12 protein-coding genes are annotated in these 19905 nt (G+C 69.9%); 8 read left to right on the forward strand and 4 right to left on the reverse strand.

Annotation, left to right across the window (positions count from 1 at the left end; genetic code table 11):
• Positions 1-174 precede the first annotated feature (174 nt).
• Genes whiA through uvrC form a run of 4 tightly spaced genes read right to left on the reverse strand, consistent with a single transcriptional unit; the run spans position 175 to position 5270 of the window.
• Complete coding sequence (gene whiA, locus BLS97_RS18940) at positions 175-1155, reverse strand: DNA-binding protein WhiA (protein ID WP_090479044.1); 981 nt, start codon at positions 1153-1155, stop codon at positions 175-177.
• A 34-nt stretch (positions 1156-1189) separates the two neighbouring features.
• Positions 1190-2230 carry a gluconeogenesis factor YvcK family protein gene (locus BLS97_RS18945; RefSeq protein ID WP_090479047.1) on the reverse strand — a complete coding sequence of 347 codons (1041 nt, stop codon included), beginning with the start codon at positions 2228-2230 and terminating at the stop codon, positions 1190-1192.
• Positions 2227-3153, reverse strand: coding sequence for an RNase adapter RapZ (gene rapZ / locus BLS97_RS18950; RefSeq protein ID WP_090479050.1), 927 nt, complete (start codon positions 3151-3153; stop codon positions 2227-2229). Before rapZ ends, BLS97_RS18945 begins: the two co-directional genes overlap by 4 nt.
• Positions 3150-5270 (reverse strand): excinuclease ABC subunit UvrC, encoded by a 2121-nt coding sequence (gene uvrC / locus BLS97_RS18955; protein WP_090479054.1) that lies wholly within the window; start codon positions 5268-5270, stop codon positions 3150-3152. Before uvrC ends, rapZ begins: the two co-directional genes overlap by 4 nt.
• A 275-nt stretch (positions 5271-5545) precedes the next feature.
• Here uvrC and glgX point away from each other — a divergent pair, with 275 nt between their 5' ends.
• The 8 genes from glgX to BLS97_RS24285 all read left to right on the forward strand — a co-directional run bounded on the left by glgX (position 5546) and on the right by BLS97_RS24285 (position 19756).
• Positions 5546-7900: a glycogen debranching protein GlgX gene (gene glgX / locus BLS97_RS18960; RefSeq protein WP_090479057.1), complete on the forward strand. Its 2355-nt coding sequence runs from the start codon at positions 5546-5548 to the stop codon at positions 7898-7900.
• Positions 7897-10197, forward strand: coding sequence for a malto-oligosyltrehalose synthase (gene treY, locus BLS97_RS18965; RefSeq protein WP_090479059.1), 2301 nt, complete (start codon positions 7897-7899; stop codon positions 10195-10197). The genes glgX and treY overlap by 4 nt, the downstream gene beginning before the upstream one ends.
• A 1-nt stretch (position 10198) precedes the next feature.
• Positions 10199-11947: a malto-oligosyltrehalose trehalohydrolase gene (treZ, locus tag BLS97_RS18970; RefSeq protein ID WP_090479062.1), complete on the forward strand. Its 1749-nt coding sequence runs from the start codon at positions 10199-10201 to the stop codon at positions 11945-11947.
• A 165-nt stretch (positions 11948-12112) separates the two neighbouring features.
• A complete protein-coding gene (locus BLS97_RS18975; protein ID WP_090479064.1) occupies positions 12113-13639 on the forward strand; it encodes an efflux RND transporter periplasmic adaptor subunit in 1527 nt (508 codons plus the stop codon).
• A 1-nt stretch (position 13640) separates the two neighbouring features.
• Positions 13641-14594, forward strand: a complete 954-nt coding sequence (locus BLS97_RS18980; protein ID WP_090479067.1) for an ABC transporter ATP-binding protein — start codon at positions 13641-13643, stop codon at positions 14592-14594.
• On the forward strand, positions 14591-15823 hold the full coding sequence (locus tag BLS97_RS18985) for an ABC transporter permease (protein WP_090479070.1): 1233 nt from the start codon (positions 14591-14593) through the stop codon (positions 15821-15823). Before BLS97_RS18980 ends, BLS97_RS18985 begins: the two co-directional genes overlap by 4 nt.
• A gap of 107 nt (positions 15824-15930) precedes the next feature.
• Positions 15931-17007 (forward strand): DUF5666 domain-containing protein, encoded by a 1077-nt coding sequence (locus BLS97_RS18990; protein WP_157695534.1) that lies wholly within the window; start codon positions 15931-15933, stop codon positions 17005-17007.
• Positions 17000-19756 carry an HlyD family efflux transporter periplasmic adaptor subunit gene (locus tag BLS97_RS24285; RefSeq protein WP_157695535.1) on the forward strand — a complete coding sequence of 919 codons (2757 nt, stop codon included), beginning with the start codon at positions 17000-17002 and terminating at the stop codon, positions 19754-19756. Before BLS97_RS18990 ends, BLS97_RS24285 begins: the two co-directional genes overlap by 8 nt.
• Positions 19757-19905 lie beyond the last annotated feature (149 nt).

Below are 19905 nucleotides of genomic sequence, written 5' to 3' on the forward strand. Positions count from 1 at the left end.
ATCGATCAAGTGACACCGCCCACAGCGCCGGGGGCGACATGCTCACTGTATCGGCTGATCAGGGTTCTACTGAAACCGGCCCCGAAATACCCCCGAAACATGATGCACCGGTGGCATTCTCCGACCGCGGGTTCGGGTCAACCGCTCGCGATGGACCGGGCCGGGTGGGGCGGGTCAGCCGTCCAGCATGTCCGGTGTGACCGCCGACTCCGTGTCCGGTATGCCGTCGTCCTGGGCCCGCTTGTCGGCCATGGTGAGCAGACGGCGGATGCGGCCGGCGATGGCATCCTTCGTCATCGGCGGGTCGGCCAGCTGGCCGAGTTCCTCCAGGGAGGCCTGACCGTGGGCGATACGCAGCTTGCCCGCCTCGGACAGGTGTTCCGGAGCTTCGTCGCCCAGGATGGCCAGCGCCCGCTCCACTCGCGCCTTGGCCGCGACGGCGGCCCGGGCCGAGCGCCGCAGGTTCGCGTCGTCGAAGTTGGCCAGCCGGTTGGCCGTGGCGCGCACCTCGCGCCGCATCCGGCGTTCCTCCCAGGCCAGCACACAGGTGTGGGCGCCGAGCCGGGTGAGCAGGACGGCAATGGCGTCACCGTCGCGCACGACCACCCGGTCGGCGCCGCGGACCTCACGGGCCTTGGACTGGATACCCATCCGACGGGCCGCACCGACCAGCGCGTAGGCCGCCTCCGGCCCGGGGCAGGTGATCTCCAGGGACGCACTCCGGCCCGGTTCGGTGAGCGACCCATGGGCCAGGAAGGCTCCCCGCCAGGCTGCTTCGGCGTCGGCCAGGGAGCCGGCGACGATCTGGGCCGGCAGACCACGGACCGGGCGCCCCCGCTGGTCGAGCAGGCCGGTCTGTCGGGCCAATTGGTCCCCACCCGCGACCACGCGCAGTACGAACCGGGCGGTCTTGCGGATGCCCGACGCCGACAGGACCTGGACCTCGGCCGTGTGCCCGTAGAGCTCGCCGATGTCGCGTCGCAGGCGGCGGGCGACCGCTCCGGTGTCCAGCTCGGCCTCCACGATCACCCGACCGGCGACGATGTGCAGCCCGCCGGCGAACCGCAGGACGGTGGACACCTCGGCCTTGCGGGCGGAGACCTTCGCGACCGTGACCCGGCTGAGCTCGTCCTTCACCGCGGCAGTCATCGCCATGCGGCGCCACACCCCATTCGTCGTAGAGCTCTGGTCACGTGATCGGTCCCGCACTGCGCGCCCCGGCCGAGCGACCGGGATCAACGCTGTTCGTTGCCGCAGTGGGGTCCGGATTGGTTCCGGAGCCAAATTGTGCCCGGTCCAACACCGGCTCGAGCGCTGCCGCCAGAGCCACCGGATCGTGCCGAGCGGTGCCAGGATAGGCGATGGACGCGAGGTCCAGGCTCGCCCCGATCCGGGTGGCGGCCGCCGCGAGCCGACCGGGCAGCGGCACCGCGGCCCGGTCGGCCAGGACCGTGTCGATGCGGAAGCCAGGTGCGTGTTGGGAGAGTACGTCCAGGTGCTGCTCGGGCGAGAATCCCTCGGTCTCCCCCGGTTGCGGCGCCAGGTTGAGCACCACCAGCCGGTGCGCCGGTGACGTGACGAGAGCGCGGGTGATGTCCGGCAGCATCAGGTGCGGAAGCACGCTGGTGAACCAGGAGCCAGGGCCGAGGATCACCAGATCGGCGGCGGCAATGGCCGAGATCGCTTCCGGGCACCCGGGGGCGTCGGCCGGCTCCAGGGTCACCGTGCGCACCCGCCCCGGAGTCGCCGCCACCGCCACCTGACCGCGGATCCGGCGGACCGCCGCGGCGTCGTCCTCGAGTCCTTCGACCTCGGCCACGATGTCCAGCGGGACCGCCGACATCGGCAGCACCCGGCCCCGCGTGCTGAGCACCGCACCCAGGGCGTCGAGGGCGGCCACCGTGCTGCCGAGCACCTGGGTCAGGCCGACCAGCAGGATGTTCCCGACTGGATGTCCGGTCAGGGCCCCTTCCCCGGCGAACCGGTGCTGGAGGGTGGTGGCCCACAGCTCACCCTCGGCGTCGGGTGCGGCCAACGCGGCCAGCGCCATCCGGAGATCGCCCGGCGGGACGATGCCGGGAACCTCGCGACGCAACCGGCCCGAGGAGCCGCCGTCGTCGGCCACGGTCACCACTGCGGTGATGTCGACATCCAGTCTGACCAGGGCGGACAACATGGCGTAGAGGCCGTGTCCGCCACCGAGGGACACGACCTTGAGGCGGCGATTCACTCGCGGCCGAGGTCGCGGTGCACGACCTGCACGGAGAGGTTGTCGCCGGCCAGGCGGGTCCCGAGTTCCTCCGCCACCGCCACCGACCGGTGCTTACCACCGGTGCAGCCGACAGCCAGCGTCAGGTACCGCTTGCCCTCTCGTTGATAGCCCCCGCTGATCAGCCCGAAGAGTTCGACGTACCGCTCCAGGAACTCGCCGGCGCCTTCCTGGGACAGCACGTAGGCCGACACCGGCTCGTCCTTGCCGGTCAGATCGCGAAGCTCCGGGATCCAGAACGGGTTCGGTAGGAAACGCATGTCGATGACCAGGTCGGCGTCCAGCGGCAACCCGTACTTGTAGCCGAAGCTCAGGACGGTCAGCGTGGCGGACCGCGGCCCGACGGTGAAGCCGTGCTCGACCTTCTCGCGCAGCTGGTGCACGGACAGCTCGGTGGTGTCGATGATGACGTCGGCCTCGTCCCGGAGGGCGCCCAGCAGCGCCCGCTCGGTGCGGATCCCGTCGGCCAGCCGGCCGCCGCCCTGCAACGGATGCTCGCGGCGGTTCGCCTCGAACCGGCGGATCAGCGAGGCGTCGCTGGCCTCCAGGAACAACACCCGCGGGCGGTACCCGGCGGCGTCCAGGTCCTTGATCACCGAGGCCAGGTCCTCGGTGAACGCACGTGAACGCACGTCCAGCACGACGGCGATCTTGGTCAGTCCGCCCCGGGCCCGCGATCCGAGATCCACCATGGTGGCGATGAGTTCCGGCGGCAGGTTGTCGACCACGAACCAGCCGAGATCCTCCAGGCATTTCGCCGCGGTCGACCGTCCGGCCCCGGACAGCCCGGACACGATCGCCACCTCGATTCCGACCGGCCCGTGGTCGCCGTGGTCGCTGTTGGGACGGGTGGGTACCTGCTCGCTCAAGCCGTGTCCAGTCATGTTGTGCTCGCTTGTCCGGTGCTGGTCATGTACAGACTGTCCGACGCGTCAAGGACCCCGGCCTCCGGTGCCGGCGCAGCGTCATCGGCCAGGGCCGATCCACCAGGTGGCTCCTCCGGAGGGCCCGCCTCTTCGGGGTGCAGCGCGGCGTAAACCGACTGAGCGGTCATCCGGCCGATTCCCGGTACGGCGGCGATTTTCTCGGCATCGGCGAGCCGCAATTGGGTCAGTGAGCCGAAGTGTTTGATCAGGGCCGTGCGCCGGGTCTGGCCGAGCCCGGCCACGCCGTCCAGCGCCGACTGGGTCATCGACTTCGAGCGTTTGGCCCGGTGGTAGGTGATGGCGAACCGGTGCGCCTCGTCCCGCAGCCGCTGCAGCAGGTACAACGCCTCGCTGGTTCGCGGAAAGATCACCGGGTCGTCCTCGCCCGGCACCCAGATCTCCTCCAGCCGCTTGGCCAGTCCGCACACCGTCACGTCGGCGATCCCGAGGTCGGCCAGGACGGCGGCCGCCGCGTTGACCTGTGGGGCACCGCCGTCGACGACCAGCAGCTGCGGCGGGTAGGCGAACCGGCGGACCCGGCCGGTGTCCGGATCGATGGCCGTCGGGCGGCCCGGTTCGGCCGGGACCGGCGTCGGCGGGGCGGTGAATTCCGAGTCCAGGTCGGCGATCCGGCCGGTGACCCCGTGGGTGAAGCGCCGCCGCACCACCTCCGCGATCGACGCGACGTCGTCACCGGGCTTCTCCCGGATGGCGAACCTCCGGTAGTCGCTGCGCTTGGGCAAGCCGTCCTCGAAGACGACCAGCGATGCCACCACGTTGGTGCCCTGCACGTGCGAGATGTCGATGCACTCGATCCGCAACGGAGCGGCGTCCATCCCGAGGGTGTCCGCCACCTCCATCAGGGCGGCCGACCGTGCGGTCAGGTCGCTGGCCCGCTTGAGGCGGTGCTGGGCCAGGGCTTCGGCGGCGTTCCGCTTGACCGTCAGGGCCAGGTCCTTCTTGTCGCCCCGCTGGGCGACGCGCAGGGACACCCGGCCTCCGCGCAGGTCGGCCAGCCACTGCACCATCTCGTCGCCGTCGGACGGGACGGCCGGGATCAGGATCTCCTTCGGCACGGCGGACGCGCCTTCGTCGGCCGCCCGTTGCCCGTAGAACTGCAACAGGAAGTTCTCCACCAGGCGGCCGGTGCCGCCGGTGCCTCCCTCTGGGCCGTCCAGGCCGTCGCCGGCGGTTTCGGCGTCGACGTCCACGATCCAGCCGCGCTGTCCGCGCACCCGGCCGCCGCGGACGTGGAAGACCTGGACCGAGGCCAGGAGATCATCGGCGGCGATGCCGATCACGTCCGCATCGGTGCCGTCGCCAAGGACGACTGCCTGCTTCTCCACCGCGCGCCGGAGCGCCCCGAGATCGTCCCGGAGCCGGGCCGCCTTCTCGAAGTCGAGCTCGGCCGCGGCGGTCGACATCTCCTTCTCCAGCCGGCGGATCATCGGATCGGCCTTGCCGGCCATGAAGTCACAGAAGTCGTCGACGATCTGCCGGTGTTCCTCGGCCGAGACCGCGCCGGTGCACGGTGCCGAGCACTTGCCGATGTAGCCCAGCAGACACGGCCGGCCGATCTGGGCCGAACGTTTGAACACGCCCGAGGAGCAGGTCCGCGCCGGGAACACCCTGAGCAACAGGTCGAGGGTTTCCCGGATCGCCCAGGCGTGGGCGTACGGCCCGAAGTAGCGGACGCCCTTGCGGTGGGCCCCGCGCATCACCTGCAGCCGCGGGAACTCCTCGCCGAGGGTGACGGCCAACTCGGGGTAGGACTTGTCGTCCCGGTAGCGGACGTTGAACCGCGGGTCGAACTCCTTGATCCAGTTGTATTCCAGCTGCAGTGCCTCGACCTCGGTGGACACCACGGTCCACTCGACCGAGCCGGCCGTTGTGACCATCTGGGCCGTCCGTGGGTGCAGTCCGGACAGGTCGGCGAAGTAAGAGTTCAGGCGCTGGCGCAGGCTCTTCGCCTTGCCGACGTAGATGACCCGCCCGGTCGGGTCGCGGAACTTGTAGACGCCGGGCGAGTCCGGAATGGTCCCGGTCGCCGGGCGGTACGTCGATGGATCTGGCACAGCGCCGAGGGTAATCCAGCGGCCCGACAGCGTGATCGACTTCGCGGCCGGGGTTTCAGTCCTCGCAGCTGCCGCCCGTGAGTCACGAGCGCCACACTGACGGTGTCAGAACGTTTCGGACGGCGTCGGATCGGTCATGAAGGATCAACAGATGGCCACCTGCGGCACGACCGGGTGGCTAGTGTGTTGACGGTTCGACGGACTGGCCTCACTCCCACCGTCGGCCCACCAACACGCGTGCGCCGACCAGTCGGCGCGCAACATCAAGGAGCGTCATGGAAATCTGGCCCGGCACCGCCTATCCCCTCGGGGCGACGTTCGACGGAACGGGAACGAACTTCGCGATCTTCAGCGAGGTGGCCGAGAAGGTCGAGCTGTGCCTGCTCGACGACGACGGAACCGAGACGCGGATCACGATGCCAGAGGTCGACGCGTACGTCTGGCACTGCTATTTGCCGACGGTGCAACCCGGCCAGAGCTACGGCTACCGGGTGCACGGTCCGTACGACCCGCCCCGCGGTCATCGGTGCAACCCGAACAAGCTCCTGCTGGATCCGTACGCCAAGTCGGTGACCGGGCAGGTCGACAGCGACCCGTCGGTGCTGTCCTACAACATCGGCGACGTCAACTCCCGCAACGACAGCGATTCCGCGGCGCACACGATGCGCTCGGTGGTCATCAACCCGTTCTTCGACTGGACCGGCGACCGGATCCTGCGGATCCCCTACAACGAGAGCGTCATCTACGAGACGCACGTCAAGGGCCTCACGCAGCTGCACCCGGAGGTGCCCGAGAACCAGCGCGGCACCTACGCCGGGCTGGCCCATCCGGCCGTCATCGACCACCTGACCCGGCTCGGGGCCACCGCCATCGAGCTGATGCCGGTCCACCAGTTCGTCCAGGACGCCACGCTGGTCGACAAGGGCCTGTCCAACTACTGGGGCTACAACACCATCGGGTTCTTCGCACCGCACAACGCATATTCCGCCTTCGGCGACCGTGGCCAGCAGGTGCAGGAGTTCAAGGCGATGGTGAAGGCCATGCATGCCGCCGGCATCGAGGTGATTCTCGACGTCGTCTACAACCACACCGCGGAGGGCAACCACTTCGGCCCGACGATCTCGTTCCGAGGCATCGACAACGCCGCCTACTACCGCCTGGTCGAGGACGACGAGCAGTACTACATGGACTACACCGGGACCGGGAACTCGTTCAACGTCCGGCACCCGCACTCGCTGCAGCTGATCATGGATTCGTTGCGCTACTGGGTGACCGAGATGCACGTCGACGGCTTCCGGTTCGACCTGGCGGCCACCCTGGCCCGTGAGTTCTACGACGTCGACCGGCTGTCCACCTTCTTCGAACTCGTCCAGCAGGACCCCATCGTGTCCCAGGTGAAACTGATCGCCGAGCCCTGGGATCTGGGCCCGGGCGGATACCAGGTCGGCAACTTCCCGCCGCAGTGGACCGAATGGAACGGCAAGTACCGCGACACCGTCCGTGACTTCTGGCGCGGTGAGCCGGCCACCCTGGGCGAATTCGCGTCCCGGCTGACCGGGTCGGCCGACCTGTACGAGACGTCGGGTCGCCGCCCGGTGGCCTCCATCAACTTCGTCGTCGCGCACGACGGGTTCACCCTGAACGACCTGGTCTCCTACAACGAGAAGCACAACCAGGCCAACGGAGAGAACAACAACGACGGTGAATCCCACAACCGGTCGTGGAACTGCGGGGTCGAGGGCCCGACGGACGACCCGGCGGTGCTCGACCTGCGCAACCGCCAGCGCCGGAACTTCCTGGCCACTCTGCTGCTGTCCCAGGGTGTTCCGATGATCGCGCACGGCGACGAGCTGGGCCGGACCCAGCACGGCAACAACAACGTCTACTGCCAGGACTCGGAGCTGGCCTGGGTCGACTGGGCGAACGCCGATCTCTCTCTGGTCGAGTTCACCGCCTCGCTGGCCCGGTTGCGCAAGCAACATCCCACGTTCCGTCGCCGGGGGTTCTTCGACGGCCGGCCGGTCACCCGCGGGGAGGGCGAGCCGCTGCCCGACATCGTGTGGATCAACCCGAGCGGTGCAGTGATGTCCCCGGAGGACTGGGACTCCGGCTTCGGTCGGTCGGTCGGGGTGTTCCTGAACGGCAACGGGATCCGTGGCATGGACCGCCGCGGGGGCCGGGTGATCGACGACTCGTTCCTGATGTTGTTCAACGCCCACGACGAGACCCTCGACTTCGTCCTGCCGCCGGAGGAGTTCGCGCCCGGCTGGACGTGCGTGGTCGACACCGCGGGGATGCCGGAATCGACCGAGGCGACCGCCGCGTCGGAGAAGATCCCGGTCCCGGCCAAGGGACTGGTCGTGCTGCAGGCACTGGCCGCCAGCAGTCTGCCGCCCGTGCCCACCGCTGCCGCCGCGGTTCCGGCAGTCCCTCCGGTGCCGGTGCCGACGTCCGCCGCCGCTGCGACCGAGCCGGTGGAGCAGAGCGTGGTGACTCACGAGTCGACTCCGGCCGAGGAGGAACCGGCGGTTCCGGCTCCCCGGCGGCGCCGGGCCGCCACCCCGAAGCGACCGAGCACCAAGGCCGCGCCACGACGGCGCACCAACAGCGGCGACACCGAATCGTCATGACCGGCCCGAGAATTCCCCGCTCCACCTACCGGCTGCAGATCACCGCCGACAACGATCTGCACGGGGCCGCGGCGAAAGTGCCGTACCTGGCGCGGCTGGGGGTCGACTGGGCCTATCTGTCGCCCATCCTCGAGTCCGAACCGGGGTCGGACCACGGATACGACGTGGTCGACCACGGGCGCACCGACACCGCCCGGGGCGACCGGGGCGGGCTCGCCGCGTTCAGCGACGCCGCCCACTCGGCCGGCCTCGGGGTGCTGGCCGACATCGTCCCCAATCACGTGGGGGTGGCTACCCCGAAGCATTCGCTCTGGTGGTGGGACGTCCTGGCCAAGGGGCCGGCCTCGGAGTTCGCCCACTGCTTCGACATCGACTGGGAGTTCGGCCACGGCCGCCTCCGCGTGCCCGTTCTGGGCGACGGAGATGCCGAGCTCGACGCACTCAAGATCGAGGGAAACGAGCTGGTCTACTACGAGCACCGCTTCCCGATCGCCGACGGCACGTCGGCCGGCTCGGCACGGGAGGTGCACGACCGTCAGCACTACGAGCTGGTCAACTACCGTCGGGCCGACGCCGAGCTGAACTACCGGCGGTTCTTTGCGGTCAGCACCCTGGCCGGGATCCGAGTCGAACTCCCGGACGTCTTCGCCTCGTCGCATTCGGAGATCAAGGCCTGGTTCGAGCAGGGCTGGGTGGACGGTCTGCGGGTCGACCATCCGGACGGACTGGCCGACCCGGCCGGCTACCTGCGGATGTTGCGGGCCCTGGTCGGGCCGGCCTACGTGCTGGTCGAGAAGATCCTCGAGGGCGACGAGCGTCTGCCCGCTGACTGGGAATGCCACGGCACGACCGGCTACGACGCGCTCGCCATTCTCGACCGGCTGTTCGTCGACCCGGCAGGTGAGACGGCGCTGGACGAGTTGGACGCCGAACTTCGCGGCGGCGCCTACGTCGACTGGACGAAGATGACAGGCCGCACCAAGCGGGCCATTGCCGACGGCATCCTGCGTTCCGAGGTGCTGCGGCTGGCCCGGCTGGCGCCGGACGTGCCCGATGCCGCCGACGCGCTGGCCGAGCTCCTGTCGTCGTTCGCGGTGTACCGGACCTACCTGCCGGACGGCCGCTCCGATCTGGACGCCGCCCTGGCCACCGCCATCCACCGCCGCCCGCGGTTGGCCTCCAGCCTGGAGACCCTGGCCGACCGGCTCCGGGCCGGTGACACGGAATTGGCGACCCGCTTCCAGCAGACGTCGGGCATGGTGATGGCCAAGGGCGTCGAGGACACCGCGTTCTATCGGTGGACCCGGTTGACCAGCCTGACCGAGGTCGGGGCCGAGCCGAGCGAGTTCGCCGTCACGCCGACCCGGTTCCACCAGATCCAGGCGCTGCGGGCGACCTCGACGCCGCACACCATGACCACCCTGTCCACGCACGATACGAAACGCGGCGAGGACGTCCGCGCCCGGATCAGCGTGATCTCCGAGATGCCCGACGACTGGGCCGAGGCCGTCCGGCGCTGGAACCGCCGCGCTCCCCTGGCCGACGGCCCGCTGGCCAACCTGCTGTGGCAGGCCGTCATCGGAGCGTGGCCGGCGAGCCGGGAACGGCTGCACGCCTATGCCGAGAAGGCGGCCCGGGAGGCCGGCACCTCCACTGGCTGGATCGATGCGGACCAGACGTTCGAGACGACCATGCACCGGCTGGTGGACGCGGTGTTCGACGACGTCGATCTGCACGCCGACCTGGCCGCCCTGGCGGCCCGGCTGATCGGGCCGGGGCGGTCCAATTCGCTGTCGGCCAAGCTGCTCCAGCTCCTGGGACCCGGGGTTCCCGATGTGTATCAGGGCACCGAGTTGTGGGAGGACTCCCTGGTCGACCCGGACAACCGCCGCCCGGTGGACCACCGCGTGGCCGAATCACTGCTCCAGCGCATCGACGGGGGTTGGCTGCCGCCGGTGGACGACTCCGGCGCGGCCAAGCTGCACGTCGTCTCGGCCGCCCTGCGGCTGCGGCGGGACCGTCCCGATCTGTTCTCCGGCTACGCCCCGCTGGTGGCCACGGGCGAGGCGGCCGACCATCTCGTCGCCTTCGACCGGGGCGGTGTGATCGCGGTCGGCACCCGGCTGCCGGTCGGCCTGGCCGAGCGGGGCGGTTGGGCCGACACCTGGCTCACGCTGCCCCCCGGCACCTGGACCGACGTGCTCCGCGGCGCGCAGGGCTCTCCGCTCAGCGGCGGGACCCCGGTCGAGGACCTACTGGCGACGTATCCGGTCGCCCTACTTGTTCGGAAAGGCTGACATGCCACAGGATTTCCGGGTCTGGGCGCCCCGCGCGGCTCGGGTCGACCTGGTCCTTCAGGACCAGGGCGCCGGCACCGACATCGCGATGGCCGGCTCGGACGACGGATGGTGGGCGGCCCGGGTCGAGACCGACGACCTGGTCCGCTACGGCTTCCGGCTGGACGGTGCCGACGACGTGCGGCCCGACCCGCGGTCATTGCGGCAGCCCGACGGTGTGCACGGACTCTCGGCGACCTTCGACCGCACCGCCCACCGGTGGCAGGACAGCGACTGGACCGGACGTCAGCTGGCCGGCGGTCTGATCTACGAGTTGCACATCGGGACGTTCACCGCCGAAGGCACCTTCGACGCGGCCATCGGCAAGCTCGACCACCTGGTCTCCCTCGGGGTCGACTTCGTCGAACTGTTGCCGGTCAACGGCTTCAACGGCGTCCACAACTGGGGTTACGACGGCGTTCTCTGGTACGCGGTGCACGAGGCGTACGGCGGGCCGGCGGGCTACCAGCGCCTGGTCGACGCCTGTCACCAACGGGGGCTGGCCGTCATCCAGGACGTCGTCTACAACCACCTGGGCCCCAGCGGCAACTACCTGCCCGAGTACGGCCCGTACCTGCACGAGGAGCACGCCAACACCTGGGGTACCTCGGTCAACCTGGACGGTCCGGGCTCGGACACGGTGCGCGAGTACATCATCGACAACGCACTGATGTGGCTGCGCGACTACCACGTCGACGGTCTGCGGCTGGACGCCGTGCACGCCCTGGTCGACCACCGCGCGGATCACCTGCTCTCCGAGATGGCGCAGCAGGTCAAGGTCCTGTCGGCCCATGTCGGCCGGCCGCTGACCCTGATCGCCGAGTCCGACCTGAACGACCCGCGGCTGATCACGTCGCCCGAGGCCGGCGGATACGGCCTCGACGCCCAGTGGAGCGACGACTTCCACCACGTCCTGCACGTCGCCCTGACCGGCGAGAAGACCGGCTACTACCGCGATTTCGGCTCCATGGGTGACATTGCGAAGGTGCTGCGGCGCGCCTTCTTCCACGACGGGACCTATTCCAGCTTCCGGGGCCGCAACCACGGGCGTGAGGTGGAGGCCCACACGACGCCGGCCTCACGCTTCGTTGTGTTCGCGCAGGACCACGATCAGATCGGCAACCGGGCGATCGGTGACCGGCTCTCGACCCAGGTCGACGCCGACTCCCTGGCTCTGGCCGCCACCCTGGTCTTCACCAGTCCGTTCACCCCGATGCTGTTCATGGGTGAGGAGTGGGCGGCGTCCACGCCCTGGCAGTTCTTCACCTCCCATCCCGAACCAGACCTCGGGAAGGCGACCGCCGAGGGGCGCATCGCCGAGTTCGCCCGGATGGGCTGGGACCCGAACGAAGTGCCGGACCCGCAGGACCCCAAGACGTTCGCCGCGTCGAAGCTGAACTGGGACGAGTCCGCCACCGGTCACCACGCGTCCGTCCTGGAGCTGTACCGCCGACTGGCCGGGCTCCGTCGCGAGTACTCGGATCTGACCGATCCCCGGCTCGGTCGGGTGCTCACCCGCCACGATGACGACGAGCGATGGCTGGTGGTCGAGCGAGGCGGTCTGCGCATGGTGTTCAACTTCGCCGACGTGTCGCGGTCCGTACCCGTTGGGGCGGCTCGGGTGCTGCTGGCGACGAAGTCGGGCGTCGTGCTGGACGCAGGACAGGTGTTCCTGCCGGCCCGGACGGCGGTCATCCTGGACGCTGTCTGAGCGAAGTTGGGCCGGAATGGGGCCCGATCCACAGGTCCCGCACAGTTGGTCACAGGTGCCGCTCAGCGCATCCACCGTGCCGCGCCAGACATCACACCTAACTTCAGGAAGCCGGACGCCCGCCAGGGCCATGTAGGACCGGTCCCCTGAGCCTGAAGGTGATGAATGGCTGCGATGTGGCTGAAGATACGGACCCGACCCTGGATCACCGCCGTGGTGGTGATCGTCCTGGTCGGCGGTGGCGGAGCCTGGTGGTACTTCCACAAGACCAACGCGTCGAGCACGGCCACCTCGGCCACTTCGGTGACCCGCTCGGTCGCGGCGAGCCTGAGCACCATCCAATCCACCGTTTCCGCGTCCGGGACCGTCACCCCGGCCGTCCAGGACAACGTCAGCTTCGGCGCCTCCGGCCGGGTGACGTCGGTCAAGGTCACCGAGGGCCAGAAGGTCACGAAGGGCCAGGTCCTGGGCACCGTCGACACGGTCAGCCTCAAGGCCTCGCTCGCGTCGGCGAAGGCGTCGCTGGCCTCGGCCCGGGCCAAGGTGGCCGCCGCCGAAGCGTCGGTGACCACTGACAACACGTCCATCACGACCGCGAAGACGGCCGTGCAGGACGCCGAGGACGCGGTGAGCACGGCGGCCGACACCAGCGACACCACGGACGACACCACAGCCAACAACCAGCTCCTCTCGGCGAAGGCTCAACTCGCGACGGCCGAGGCGAACCTGGTGGCCGACAAGGCCAATGTCACCTCGACCAAGGCGGCCGTCACCACGGCCCAGAGTGATGTCACCACCGCTCAGACCGCACTGAACTCGTCCACCCTGGTCTCCCCCATCACCGGCATGGTCGCCACGGTGAACGTCGCCGTCGGCGATTCGGTGACGGGCACGACGTCGACCACCTCCGGGAGCAACTCGTCCTCGAGCTCTACGTCGGGTGCCGGCACCGGTTCAGCCTCCGGAGCGGGTGCGCTCCCCGGCGGCTCCGGCAGCCAGACGTCCAACTCGTCGAGCAGTTCGTCCAGCGACCCGCCGTTCGTGATCGTCTCCACGACCAGCTGGGAGGCGAAGGTCACGGTCGACGACAGCTCGGTCGACCTGATCAAGAAAGGCATCCAGGCCCAGTTGACCATCGGCAATTCCGTCACCCCGGTCTTCGGGACCGTCAGCTCGGTCGGGCTGATCTCCACCAGCACCGGCTCCACCTCCAGCTACCCGGTGGTGGTCGCCATCACCGGCAGCCCCACCGGGATGCACGACGGCGCCTCGGCCACGGTGACCCTGATCTACAAGCAGCTGACCAACGTGCTGACCGTCCCGACCGGCGCCATCCACATCACCAACAGCGGCACGGTCGTGTACCAGAAGGTGAACGGCAAACAGGTCTCGACCCCCGTCACCACCGGCGCCGTCGGGAACGGCGTCACCCAGATCCTGAAGGGCCTGTCCGAGGGTGATCAGGTGCTCGAAACGGTCACCACCGGGGCCGGCCGGGCGGGAACCGGGCGGACCGGGACCGGCGGCTCCGGCGGCTTCGGCAACGGCGGGGCAAACGGATTCCCCGGCGCCGACGGGGCCAATTTGTCCGGTGGCGCGAGCGGGTTCCCCGGCGGGGCCAGCGGTTTCCCCGGCGGGGCGAGCGGCTTCCCCGGTGGCGGCTCGGGCGGCATTCCCGGAAACGGTGGCTGACATGGCGAGAAGAACCAAGGCCGTCGCCGTACCCGAGTCCACCCAACCGGGCGAGGCGTTTGTCGCCCCCGCCCCGTGGGGTACCACCGGCAATCAGGGACTGGACATCCTGGAACCCGATCCGGCTGCCACTGACCAGATTCCGGTGCACCCGGCACCAGGGAGGAACCGCACCGAGACGACACCGTCGGCCGAGCTGCCCAGCATCGCCGCGGACGGTTCGGTGATCAGCCTGCACGACGTGACCAAGGTCTACGCCACCGGCTCGCTGGAGGTCCGGGCATTGGACGGGGTCTCACTGCGCATCGACGAAGGCGAGTACGTGGCGATCATGGGTCCGTCCGGGTCCGGAAAGTCGACCCTGATGCACATCATCGGATGCCTGGACGTCCTGTCGTCCGGCTCCTACTACCTGGCCGGTGAGGACGTCAGCCAGATGGACGAGATCGACCTGGCGGAGATCCGGAACCGGCGGATCGGCTTCGTCTTCCAGCAGTTCCACCTACTGCCGTCACTGTCGGCCTGGCGGAACGTGGAACTCCCGATGATCTATTCCGGTGCGCCGAAGGGCATCCGCCGGGCGAAGGCGATCGAAGCCCTCCGCCGCGTCGGTCTGGAGAGCCGGGTCAACCACAAGCCGGGCGAGCTCTCCGGTGGTCAGCAACAACGGGTCGCGGTGGCTCGCGCCCTGGTCGGGGATCCGGCGCTGATCCTGGCCGACGAGCCGACCGGGAACCTGGACTCCACAGCCACCGAGGACGCACTGTCACTGTTCGACGAGTTGCACGAGCAGGGGCGGACGATCGTCCTGATCACCCACGAACTCGAGGTGGCCGAGCGCGCCCGGCGAATCGTCCGGGTGCGGGACGGGGTCATCCAGTCCGACTCGGCCCACCCGGAGATCGGCCAGGAACTGGCCCCCGCCGGCGCCCACCAGAAGGGCGTAACCGCGTGAGGCTCCTGGAAACACTGCGCACGGGCTGGGGTTCCATCATCTCCCACCGGCTGCGCTCGGGACTGACCATGCTCGGGATCCTGATCGGCATCGCCGCCGTGATCCTCACCGTCGGGCTCGGACTGGGCAGCCAGAAGCAGGTCGGGGCCCAGATCAGCTCCCTGGGCAGCAACCTGCTGATCGTCTCCCCGGGCAGCACCACCTCGAGCGCCGGTATTCGCGGTGGATTCGGCTCGGCGTCGACCCTGACCACCGTCGACGCCAAGGCGCTGGCCTCCAAGGTGGCCGCTCCGGACATCGGGGCGGTGGCTCCGGTCAAGACGGCATCGGAGTCGCTGACCAACGGCTCGACCAACTGGACCACCTCGGTCGTCGGCACGACGGCCTCGTGGTTGGACGTCCGGTCCCGCACTCTGTCCAGTGGCCGGTTCATCACCCAGGACGATGACGACGCCCAGGCCACGGTCGCGGTGATCGGATCCCAGACCGCCACCGAGCTGTACGGCCGCACCGATGTGGTCGGACAGACCTTCACCGTCAACAACATCGAATTCACCGTGGTCGGCGTCCTGGCCTCCGCCGGGTCGGACTCCTCCTCGAGCCTCGACGACCAGGCCGTCGTCCCACTGGCCACCGCGGCCAACCGGGTGGTCGGCGGCACCACCAAGAACTCGGTGTCGACCATCTACATCCAGGCCGCTTCGTCCGACCAGCTCTCGGCGGCCGACCAGGAAGCCACGGCGCTGCTGTTGCAACTGCACCACATCACGTCGAGCACGTCGGCCGACTTCAGCATCGCCAGTCAGGAGTCCCTGCTGGACACGGCCACATCGGTGAGCAAGACCCTGACCGTCCTGCTGACCGGGATCGCCGCGCTGTCCCTGCTGGTCGGCGGGATCGGAGTCATGAACATCATGTTGGTGTCGGTGAGCGAGCGGACCAGGGAGATCGGTCTCCGCAAGGCATTGGGTGCGCCCCCGTCGGCCATTCGGCGGCAGTTCCTGGTCGAAGCCACGATCCTCGGCCTGGCCGGCGGCCTGCTCGGCGCCGTCCTGGGCATCGTCGGGGCCAAGGTGCTGCCGCACTTCATCACGACCGAACTGGTCATCTCCCCCCTGGCCGTCGGCGGTTCCATCGTCATCGCGGTGGCCATCGGCATGATCTTCGGCGTCTACCCGGCGGCCCGGGCCGCCCGGATGGCCCCGATCGATGCATTGCGCAGCGAATGATGCGCGCCGGCGTCATGCGGTTCCACGGCCCGACCCGACATATCGACCCCACTTCCTCGCCCCATCGGTCGGCCTCTCCGGTCGCCACTGAAATGAAGGATCCCGCCATGACGAACACCCTGATCACTCCGTCCCCCGCCCCGTTCCGGTCGTGGTCCTGGTCCAAGCCGCTGGCCCTCGGCGCTGCGGCCCTCGTACTGGCCGGGTCCCTGGTGGCCTGCGGTAGTTCCTCGGCGAGCACCGCCCCCTCGGCGTCGTCGACGGTCGCCGCGGCCGGCGTGCCGGCCGGATCCGCAGGCGGCGGTGGGACCGGCGGGGCGAACGGAACCGGCGGAGCAAACGCCGGCGGTATCCGGCCCGCGGCCTCGGGCACCATCGCCGCGTTGTCGGGGAATTCGTTGCAGGTGCAGAGCACCAGCGCCCAGACCACGGTGAACTACACGTCGGCGACCACCTTCACGCAGACGGTGAAGAAGGCGTTGGCCGACGTCAAGGTCGGCGACTGCGTGACGGCGATCGCGGCGGGCACCACCACCGGGCAGGCGGGGGCTTCGGGCGGATCGGCCCCGACGTCCGGGGCGGCGACCGCACCGACCACGAGGGCGCCGGTCACTGCCCTCACGGCCACCGCCGTCCAGATCGCGGCTCCGGTCTCGGGGAAGTGTGAGGGCGGTTTCGGCGGTGCCGACTTCCCCGGCGGTTCCGGGGCACGCCCGTCGGGGGCCATGCCCTCCGGTGCGATGCCGACCGGCGCCATGCCGTCCGGCGCCATGCCGACCGGCGGGGCGATGCCGACCGGTGTCCCCGGTGGCACCGCTGGACGGGGGACGTTCGCCGGCTTCGGTGAGCGCACGTCCGGCAAGGTCACGTCGGTGAGCGCCTCGGCGATCGTGGTCCAGCCGACCGCGCGAACGACCTCGTCCGCCGCCACGGCCTCGAAGGTCACCGTGACGGTCAACTCGAAGACCGAGTACACCGAGACAGCCAAGGCCAAGTCCACGGCGCTGAAGGTCGGTCTGTGCGCGACCGCGATCGGCAAGACCGACTCCACCGGCGCCGTCGCCGCCACGTCGATCGCACTGAGCCCGGCCAGCACCACCGGTTGCACCGCCGGTTTCGGAGCCGGCGGCTTCGGCGGACGGAACGGTTCCAGCGGCTCCGGTCCGGTGACCACCAATGGCTGAAATGGTCAGTCCGGCCGCGAGAGCGCGGAGCCGGCGGCTCCGGCGACGTAGGTCGACCGTCGCCGCCATCGCCATCGGCGGCCTGCTGGTGATCGGCGGGGGCATCGCCTTCGCCAGCAGCACCGCCAAGGCGTCCGGCTACCGGACGGCCATCGCCGGCATGGGATCGGTGGATCAGACGACGACGTCGTCGGGCACGATCTCCTACGTCAAGCAGTCGACGTCGGCGTTCTCCGTCTCGGGTACCGTCGCGTCCGTCGGCGTGCAGGTCGGGCAGACGGTGAAGGCCGGCCAGGTCATCGCCAATCTGGACCCGACCGCCCTGAAGTCGGCGGTCAGTGACGCCGAAGCAACCCTGGCCGCCGACAAGCGGGCGCTGGCCACCGATCTCGCCGCCCAGGCGGCCGGCGCGGCCGAGAGCGCCGTCCCCACCACGACCGCGACCACGACGACGGCCGCGGGCGCGGCTGCCGGATCGTCGGGTGGCTCCGGTTCGTCCGGCTCCGGCTCGTCCGGGTCGGGTGCCTCCGGCTCCGGCTCCGGGTCGGGCTCGTCCGGCTCCGGTGCCTCCGGCTCCGGTTCCTCCGGCTCCGGCGCGGCCGGCGGCGGCGGCGGTGCCGGGTCGTCCGGTGGCTCCGGTGCCGGCGCGCCCGGCACCGGTGCCAAGACAACAGCTAGTGCACCCGCCAGCCCCGCGGTGGCGCCGTCGACCTCGGCCGCCGCGCCGTCCAGTTCGGCGGCCGCGCCGCCCACCTCGAGCCGGCATCAGACCGCTCCCCCCACAGCCTCGACGCCGACGTCCAGCCAACCGACCACCAACGCGGGCGACCTGAAGAAGGCCCAGCAGGCCGTCATCATGATGCAGCAGAAGATCGACTCTCTCCTGGCCATGGTCAAGACCGAGACGGCGTTGACCGCGTGCACGCCCATCTCCACCATGACCTTGGCGACGTCGCCGACCGACACGACCAGCGCGTCATCCTCGGACACGAGCCCGACCGCCGCTCCGTCGACCGTGACGGTGACTCCGGATCCGGTGACGGTGACGGTGACGGTGCCGACCACGGTGACCGCGTCGACGACGCAGACCGAGACGGCCACCCAACGCTCCACCACCACGGCGACGGCCACCACCACCGAAACCACGACGGCCACCACGACCGAAACTTCGACCGCCACCGCGCAGCCGGCCGCCTACGTCGTGGTGACACCTTCCCTCCAGGCCGCCATCGAGGACGTCGTGGTCGGCCGTGGCAACGGCCTGACCGCCGCGCAGGCGGCCTATCGGGCGATCGACGCCACCACCGCCACGGCGACCAGCGGTTCGGACACCGCGACCAGCTCGACGGAGACGACACCGACCACCGCGACGTCGTCGACCCTGGCTCCGGCCTCGGCCCTGGCGCAGTGCCAGACGGCCGTGGCGGCGGTGCTCAAGGACCAGACGACACTCTCGCAGTACGAGACCCAGCAGGCCCAGAACCTGGTCACGCTGGACAAGCTCATCTCGGCCACGTCGGGCCGCCCGTCGGGTTCGGGCGGGGGCCCCGGGACATCCGGTAACGGCCCCGCACCGACGACCTCGGGTCCCGCCGCTCCGACCGGCACCCACGGTGGCGGTTCGAACACCGGTCCTGGCCGGGGCACCGGCAATGGGTCGGCTCCCGGCACCGGGGCGGCGACCGGGTCGGGTTCCTCCCCGAGCCGAGGCAGTGGTTCAGCGGCGGCGCCCGGGGCGGGCACCGGCTCGGTGCCTGGTACGGCGGGTGCGGTCGCGACGTCCGCCGCGGCCGGCGGCAGCGGCTTCAGCGCAGGGTCGGGCGCCAGCGGCTCCGGCAATGCCGGCTCTGCTCCGTCCGGCTCCGGTTCCGCGGCCGGCTCCGGCTCGGCGGCCGGCTCCGATTCGGCGGCCGGCTCCGGTTCGACGGCGGGCTCCGGTTCGGGGAGTTCGGGCTCGGGATTCTCCGGATCGGGTGCACAGACGAGCAAGGTCCCGACCGCCGCCGACATCGCGGCCGACCAGGCTCAGATCGACTTGGATGGTGCGAACATCACGGTGGCTCAGCAGAACCTGAAGGCCGCCGTACTGACGAGCCCGATTGCCGGGACCGTGGCATCAGTGGCCATGGCCAAGGGTGACTCGGTCAGCGCGAACTCGACCACCAGCATCATCACGATCCTGGGTCCCGGTCAGTACGAGCTGTCCACCTCGGTCAGTCTCACCTTGATCGACCAGCTCAAGGTCGGAGACAAGGCCGAGGTCACGGTGAACGGCAGCACCACCGCGATCTCCGGCAAGGTGACCTACATCGGCATCCTCAGCAGTTCGTCGTCGTCCGGCACGACCACGTACCCGATCACGGTGCTGTTGGACCGCACCATCCAGACGCTGTACCAGGGCGCCGGTGCATCGGCGCTGATCACCCTGGCCAACGTGTCGAACGTGTTGACCGTGCCGACCTCGGCCGTCACCACCACCGGCGCGGTCCACACGGTCTCGGTGATGCAGAACGGGACACCCACCGCGACCGTGGTCCAGGTGGGCGCCGTCGGAACCGATCTCACCCAGATCACCTCCGGTCTGAAGGCCGGGCAGGAGGTCGTGATCGCCGATCTGAACCAGCCGCTGGCCAGCAGTTCGGCCACGACCACTCGGGTCGGCCTTGGTGGGCTGGGCACCAACGGTGCCGGAGCCGGCCGGGGCAACTTCAATGGCATCCCGAACGGGTTCCAACGGCCCGGAGGCTGACCCGAGGGGTGCCGGTTCGCCTCCGGCGGCCGTCACGCGACATGCACGTCAGGACCTCGCCGACCGAGATGGGTCGGCGAGGTCCTGACGTTCTGGGTCCTCGTACTCCGGGATGCGGAACCCGCCCCGTCCCGGGAGGCCCGACCCTT

Origin of the sequence: Nakamurella panacisegetis (genome assembly GCF_900104535.1) — a bacterium.
GTDB classification, from domain to species: domain Bacteria; phylum Actinomycetota; class Actinomycetes; order Mycobacteriales; family Nakamurellaceae; genus Nakamurella; species Nakamurella panacisegetis.

Bases quoted from the DNA above. Each gene is read 5' to 3' on its own strand.
- whiA (WP_090479044.1), bottom strand. From the start codon at position 1,155: ATGGCGATGACTGCCGCGGTGAAGGACGAGCTCAGCCGGGTCACGGTC.
- rapZ (WP_090479050.1), bottom strand. From the start codon at position 3,153: ATGACTGGACACGGCTTGAGCGAGCAGGTACCCACCCGTCCCAACAGC.
- glgX (WP_090479057.1), top strand. From the start codon at position 5,546: ATGGAAATCTGGCCCGGCACCGCCTATCCCCTCGGGGCGACGTTCGAC.
- treY (WP_090479059.1), top strand. From the start codon at position 7,897: ATGACCGGCCCGAGAATTCCCCGCTCCACCTACCGGCTGCAGATCACC.
- treZ (WP_090479062.1), top strand. From the start codon at position 10,199: ATGCCACAGGATTTCCGGGTCTGGGCGCCCCGCGCGGCTCGGGTCGAC.
- BLS97_RS18975 (WP_090479064.1), top strand. From the start codon at position 12,113: ATGGCTGCGATGTGGCTGAAGATACGGACCCGACCCTGGATCACCGCC.
- BLS97_RS18980 (WP_090479067.1), top strand. From the start codon at position 13,641: ATGGCGAGAAGAACCAAGGCCGTCGCCGTACCCGAGTCCACCCAACCG.
- BLS97_RS18990 (WP_157695534.1), top strand. From the start codon at position 15,931: ATGACGAACACCCTGATCACTCCGTCCCCCGCCCCGTTCCGGTCGTGG.
- BLS97_RS24285 (WP_157695535.1), top strand. From the start codon at position 17,000: ATGGCTGAAATGGTCAGTCCGGCCGCGAGAGCGCGGAGCCGGCGGCTC.